General features: G+C 72.5%; 6 protein-coding genes. 3 read left to right on the top strand and 3 right to left on the bottom strand.

Annotation, left to right across the window (positions count from 1 at the left end):
* Positions 1 to 325: 325 nt before the first annotated feature.
* Positions 326 to 598 carry a hypothetical protein gene (locus RWM17_RS10970; protein WP_123548591.1) on the top strand — a complete coding sequence of 91 codons (273 nt, stop codon included), beginning with the start codon at positions 326 to 328 and terminating at the stop codon, positions 596 to 598.
* Between the two features lie 47 nt (positions 599 to 645).
* On the opposite strand, the gene RWM17_RS10975 is transcribed toward RWM17_RS10970, so the two are convergent.
* Positions 646 to 1,077: a PLDc N-terminal domain-containing protein gene (locus RWM17_RS10975; RefSeq protein ID WP_314103629.1), complete on the bottom strand. Its 432-nt coding sequence runs from the start codon at positions 1,075 to 1,077 to the stop codon at positions 646 to 648.
* Between the two features lie 539 nt (positions 1,078 to 1,616).
* Between RWM17_RS10975 and RWM17_RS10980 the strand changes: the two genes are divergently transcribed.
* Entirely contained in the window at positions 1,617 to 2,249 is a 633-nt protein-coding gene (locus RWM17_RS10980; protein ID WP_314103631.1) for a TetR/AcrR family transcriptional regulator, read from the top strand.
* Between the two features lie 402 nt (positions 2,250 to 2,651).
* Here the strand turns inward: RWM17_RS10980 and RWM17_RS10985 are convergent, their stop codons facing one another.
* Together RWM17_RS10985 and RWM17_RS10990 are read right to left on the bottom strand one after the other, a co-directional pair.
* On the bottom strand, positions 2,652 to 4,151 hold the full coding sequence (locus RWM17_RS10985; RefSeq protein ID WP_314103633.1) for an SLC13 family permease: 1,500 nt from the start codon (positions 4,149 to 4,151) through the stop codon (positions 2,652 to 2,654).
* A 120-nt stretch (positions 4,152 to 4,271) separates the two neighbouring features.
* The gene (locus RWM17_RS10990) at positions 4,272 to 5,648 is read right to left on the bottom strand and encodes a homoserine dehydrogenase (protein WP_314103636.1); all 1,377 of its coding nucleotides are present in this window, start codon (positions 5,646 to 5,648) and stop codon (positions 4,272 to 4,274) included.
* Positions 5,649 to 5,826: 178 nt separating this feature from the next.
* On the opposite strand from RWM17_RS10990, the gene RWM17_RS10995 reads away from it, so the two are divergent.
* The coding region (locus RWM17_RS10995) for a four-carbon acid sugar kinase family protein (RefSeq protein WP_314103639.1) at positions 5,827 to 6,468 on the top strand (642 nt) is incomplete at its 3' end.

Here is a 6,468-nt window from a genome sequence, read left to right on the forward strand (position 1 = left end):
CTCAACGTCGTCGCGGGAGCGGTCGTCGCGCCGGGCGTCGCCGCCGCGCTCGGGATGCCGCTCGCGGCGGCGCCCGTGCGGGCCTGACTCTGCCGCCCCGAGTGTGAGCCACGCCTCGAACCGCGTTCCGAACCATGAACCGCGAAATAACTCGGTTCATGGTTCGGAACGCGGTTCTTCAGGGGCTGAGGGCGGCGTCGAGGAGGGCAGGGGCGAGCGTCCAGGAGGCGGGACCGACGACACGCCGGAGCGGTTGCGCGAGCCGATCCGGCCTGCCTACACTCGCCTCCTGTTCGAACACGTGTTCGAGAGAGAGGCGGCCCCGATGAACATCTCCACGACCCGATCGGCCGTCGCGCTCTGGTTCGTCGACGGCACGCCCGACCGGCTCGTGCACGACGGCACCCGGTGGCGCGTGACGGACACCCCGACCGAGATGTGGCACGAGCCGGCCTTCGTGCCCGCGCTCATCACGCACCCGCCGCAGCAGTTCGTGGGGTGGCGGTTCCAGGCCACCGACGGCGTCGGCACGACGCACATGTTCGAGGTGCTCCGCGACGGCGCGGGGCAGTGGGTGCTCGGCCGCGTGTACGACTGAGGCCCGGTCGAGGTCGAGCGCGTCGACGGGTCAGGCCGCGTCCGGGGTCACTCGGGGCGCTTGCGCTTCTCCACCTCGACCTCGAGGGCGCGCAGGCGGGCCTGCTGCTCGTGGAACTCGATCTCGCGGTCGAGGTCGGCGAGCTGCTCCTCGGTCGTCTTCTGGCGCGGGGCGGCCGGCTGCGACGACCACGAGGAGGCGCGACGCGAGCCCCCGAAGCCGACCCGCTCCGATCCGCGCGGGTCTCCGAACGAGACGTTCTCGGACGACCTCCCCCCGAACGACCCCGCCGCGCGGGCGGCGCTCCAGTCGTGGCCGACGATGAACCACAGGGCGCTGCCGAGCAGCGGCACGAACACGACGAGCAGCACCCAGACGAGCTTGGGCAGCCCGCGCACCTGCGAGTCGTCGCGCGACACGATGTCGACGAGGGCGATCAGGCTGACGGCGAACATCGCCACGGTGAAGAGGACGTACACGGTCGGGAGCCTAGCGAGCGCCCCGACCTCGACGCGAGGGGCAGGTGCACCCAGCCCGGGGGTGACCGTCGGGGCGCGCCAGCCTCCCCACAGCATGTGGATAAGCGTGTGGAAAATGTGTGTCGAGAGCGACTCTTTCGGGGGATAACCGAGGAAAGCTGTGGACTACTGTGTGGAAATTACACGGCTGTAACTCAGCTACTTGCCTCTGATCAGGCCTTTAGCGACGCTGTCGCTTGTGGATAAATGAACAGGTGCAGCGCCTCCTTCATCCACAGCAGGGCCGTGCGCGCGCAACGGGCAGGCGAGACGGCCTCGCCACGGGCCGTGCACCGGGCAGCCCGCGCGAGGGACGGGACCGAGCGCGCGGGGCGGCGGCTCGTTCGGGCGGGCCTCGCTCGACGCGCACTCGGTCGTTCCTGGTGTCTCGGGTCCACCAGGCAGGACGATCCTAGCGCCTGGATACCCGTGAGTATGCAAGGGATCCCGGCCCTGCGCGCCGCAGACGACAGCCGTCGCCCGGACGTTAGGGTGACGACATGTCCACGACCGGGAGCGCCCCCACCAAGCGCCCGCCGCGCGCCGAGGTGCGCGAGCGCCTGATCGAGGCGGCGAGCCGGCTGTTCGCACGTCACGGCGTCCACACGACGACCCTCGACGACGTGGCCAAGGCGGCCGGGTTCAGCAAGGGCGCGGTCTACTCGAACTTCGACTCGAAGGCCGACCTCGTCGTGACCCTGCTGCGCCGCGAGACGGACGGCGCGCTCCGGGCCCTGCACGAGATGCGCGTGCCCGGCACCGACCTGCCCGACCTGCCCGCCGCGATCCGTGCGGCGTTCGCCCCCTACGGCGCGGGCACGGCCGACGACTTCAGCCTGATGTCGGAGCTCCGCTCGCAGGCGCTCGCGGAGCCGCGCGTCATGGAGGTCTTCGTCGAGCAGCGCCGGGCCGTGCTCGACACGCTGCGCGGCCTCGTCGACCAGGTGTTCCAGGGACGCACGCCCGACGCGACCGGGCTCTCCTCCGACCAGCTGGCGCGCCTCCTCATCACGATCTCGGTCGGCTCCGCCTTCGACGCGCCGGCCACCGGCGACGTCGCGCCCGGCGACCTGATGGGCGACGTCGTCGCGGCGCTGCTGCGTCCCGTGACGGGCGGCTCCCCCGAGGCCTGACCCGCGCCTCCTCGCCTCGCGCATCGCGCATCGCGCATCGCGCCTCGCAGCGACCTCGCGCGCCCGCCACCGGGTCGAGGGCGGGTCATCGGCGTCGAGGGCGGGTCCGTGGCGACCCGCCCTCGGCCCGGAGTGCCCGCCCTCGAGAACGACGGCCGGACGCGGGAGGTGCGGGTGGGCGAGGAGGCCGCTCACGAGCGCGAGTGGTCAGGTCCAGTCCTCGCGGGAGCCGTCCGGGACCGTTGCTGACCACTCGACGCCCATGCGCCGGCCGGCCGGCCGGCAACGGGAGCCGGAGCAAGGCGAGGAGGCGCGGGTGCCGACGTGAAAGCGACGAACCTCCGTGGAAGATCACGGAGGTTCGTCGCTTCTGCGTCGGGTCGTGCCCGACGGGGCGCGGGGCTAGGCCCAGAGGAAGGGCACCACGAACAGCGCCAACGTCACGATCGGCCCGATGACCACCATCGAGAGCCCCCAGAACATGAGGTGGCGGTAGAGGCGCGGCCGCTCCTCCTCGACGCCCGAGGCGACGATCGTCGCTCCGGTCGTGCCGAACGGCGCACAGTCGACCAGGGACGCCGAGATGGCCAGCGCGTAGATGAAGCCGGTCATCTCGAGGCCTCCGCCGGGGATCAGCAGGGGCACGGCGAGCGGGATGAGCGCGCCGAGGATGCCGATCGTCGACGCGAAGGCCGACACGAGCCCGGCGATCACGCAGATCACGAGGGCGGCGAGCAGCGGGGAGTCGACCGAGCGAGCGGCCTCGCCGAGCTGGTCGATGGCGCCGAGGCGGGTCAGGACGCCGACGTAGGTGATGATCCCGCCGAGCAGCAGGATGGTGCCCCAGTCGATGCGGCCGAGCGCCTGGCGGCCCACGTCGGGGTTAACGAAGGCGAGCAGCACGGCGATCGTCAGCGCCACGGCGCCGAGGTTCAGGTCGACGTCGAGCAACGTGATCGTGAAGAAGCCGACGATCAGCACCGGGATCGAGACGAGCACGAGCAGCTGGTAGCCGCTGAGCTTCTCCGAGGGCGCAGCGTCGACCGAGACCGCGGCGGTCGAGGAGGCGGCGGTCGCGGTGGCCGTCGACGTCGCGGAGGAGGAGGACGAGACAGCTGAGCCGGCCTGTGCGCGCTCGGCGCTGGTGGCGGGTGCGCCCACGGCGCCCTCGCTCGTGGCGACGGTCGTCGCGAGACCGGATCCGCCGATGCCCGCACCGCCGGCACGACGACGCGACGAGCCGGAAGAGCCCGAGCGCCCGGAGCCGCCCGCAGCAGCGGCGGCACCGGCGGCGCGCGTCCTGGCGATCAGCTCGCGTCCGCCGAACAGGAAGAACGCGACCAGCACGACCAGCGTGTTGATGCCGATCGACAGCCCGAACATCAGCGCGGGGTTGTAGGGGATCCCCGCGGTGCGGGCCACGGTCATCACGGTGATGCCGTTGATGCTCGTCGGGGCGAGCGCGCCGCCGACGATGGCCGAGCTCATGACGATGCCCATCATCGTCGAGTGGATCTTGTGCTTGTGCGCGAGGCTCATCGCGATCGGGACGATCGTGAACGCGGCGTGCGACGTGCCGAGGCAGGCCACGAGCGTGCCGATGACGAACATCGCCCACGGGATGAGCGCGACGCGGTCGCCGATCAGGCGCACCGAGCGGTCGACCAGCCAGTCGATGGTGCCGGTGACCCGGGCGATGCCGAACAGGTACGTGATGCCGAGCAGGATCAGCAGGGCGTCGACGGGGAAGCCGCCGAGCACGTCGTCGAGGCTCTCGCCGACGACGAGCACGCCGACCACGAGGGCGGCGACGAGCGCGAGCGCGCCCATGTGGACGTTGCGCACGGCCGAGATCGTGAAGACGGCGACCAGCACGATCAGCGCGATGATCTCGACGCTCACGAGGTCACCTCGATCGGGGCGGGGGCGGGCGGTGTCGGGCTGAGGGGCATCGTCGTCGATCTCCTGTGCGGTGGGGGCGGTGGGTGCTGCAGGGGCGGGAAGAGAGGAAGGAGGAGCGGGTCAGGCCCCGAGGGCCAGGCCCGTCCGGTACGCGGCCAGCGCGGCGGCGGGCACGTCGGCGAGGTCGTCGAGGCGCACGAGCTCGCCCGGGGCGACGTCGGCCACGAGCCGCGCGCCGCTGAGCAGGTAGTACGGCGCGACGCCGTGGTCGTCGGGATCGACGATGACGGGTGCGACGCCGGCGATCTCGTGGTGGTGCCCCTCGACGCGGAACGTCGTGCCCGCGGCGAGCGCCGTGCTCGACCGTGCGGCCAGCACCGTGTGCTGCCGGGGCTCGGCGACGGACGACCCGCCGTCGACGGCTGCCGCGATGGTCAGCGGCGTCTCGACGCCCATGAAGTGGTACGGCCAGTAGATGCAGGCGTACCGGCCGTCGCGGCTGACGACGTGGCCCTTGCCGCGCAGGGTCTCCCAGGTGACGGGGTCGCCGGTGCGGACGACGACGAAGACGCCGCCGGCGAAGCTGGCCTCGCCGGGCAGGCGGAGCATCGAGAACACGTCGACACTGCCGGTGCGGCCGATCAGGCCGCCGTCCTCACGCGTGGCGTAGAGGTCGGCGAGCTCGTGCGGCCGGGCCACGGGGTAGTGCATGCCCTCGACGTCGGCGTGCGCGCCGGTGTAGAGCGACACCACGGTCATCTCGCAGTGGTCGGCCGCGGCGCTGCGCTTGAGCGAGGCGACCTGGGCGGCCCGCGCCTCCACCGTCTCGAGGGGGCGGTCGCCGAGCTCGAGCAGGTCGACGAGCCCGGGGGCGTCGATCGTCGTGCCGGCCTGGTCGACGACGCCGGTGGCCGGGTCGAACGCGAGGTCGTACTCGCTCGACTTGCCGAGGGCGACGATGTCGAAGCCGCAGTCGAGCACCCACGCGACGAGGCGCAGCAGGTTCGCGGGCTGGTCGCCGTCGCCGGGCAGGTAGCGGAGGCCGGCGGCGCGGGCCTTGGCGCTGAGGGCGACGCCGGCGACGGACTCGATCTCCTTGCTGACCATGACGACGTGCACGCCGTGGTCGAGGGCCGTGTCGGCGTACCGGTGGCCGGCCTCGATGCGCCCGGTGGCCTCGACGAGCACGTCGGCGGCGCTCCAGTCGACGGCGGCGCCGTCGGCGATCACGGCGACCTGGCCGGCGGCGAGCGCCGCGGTCGTCTCGGCGACGGTGGAGGGGGTCGCGACGCGGTCGGCGGGGACGCCGAGCTCGTCGAGCATCCGCGTGGTGCCGGCGACGTCGGGGTCGACGAGCTGGGTCGCGACCATGTCGTCGAGACGGCGCAGCTGGTCGAGCAGGGTGCGGCCGTACCCGCCGTTCGCTCCGGTGAGGAGGACGCGGACCGGGGTCTCGCGGGCCTGGGTCGCGCGGCGCGACGTCGAGTGGAGGATCACCGTTGTTCCCGTTCGTTCGAGGTGGCCTGTCGCCCGAGAGGGGTCGGTCGGCCGGGGCTTCGTGGGCAACCGTAGCCTGACTTCACAGATTGTCAAAGATCGCACCAAATAGTCACATATGCTGAGATGGCTCCGTCGCGTCCGACGACGGACGACATGTCTCCACCGGAAGGTCCCCATGCTCACAGGTGCCGTCGCCGACGACTTCACAGGAGCCACCGATCTCGCCGCCGCCCTGCACTCGCGCGGGCTGCGGACCGCCGTCGTCATCGGCGACCGGCCCGTCCCCGACGAGGAGGTGGCCGGGCTCGACGCCGTCGTCGTCGCCCTCAAGTCGCGCACCGCCCCCGTCGAGGAGGCGGTGGGCGCGTCCCTGGGGGCCGCCGACCGCCTCCTCGGCTGGGGTGCCGACCGCTTCTACCTCAAGTACTGCTCGACCTTCGACTCGACCGACGAGGGCAACATCGGGCCGGTGCTCGACGCGCTCCGCGAGCGCCTCGGCACCGACCGCAGCGTCGTCGTGCCCGCGTTCCCGGGCACCGGCCGCACCGTGCGCGACGGCTCGCTGTGGGTCGGCGACGAGCTGCTCGAGGACTCGTCGATGCGGGACCACCCGCTCACGCCCATGACGCGGTCGCGGCTGCGCGACCTGCTCGCGCCGCAGACGCCCGCCACGGTCACCGAGATCGGGCTCGACGTGGTGCGCCGCGGGGCCGACGCGCTGCGGCTGGCGCTCGACGCCGCCCCCGCGGGCTACCTCGTCGTCGACGCCGTCGAGGACGACGACCTGAGGGCCATCGCGCAGGCGACGGCCGGGCAC

This window comes from uncultured Frigoribacterium sp., from assembly GCF_963515265.1.
Classification (GTDB): Bacteria; Actinomycetota; Actinomycetes; order Actinomycetales; family Microbacteriaceae; genus Frigoribacterium.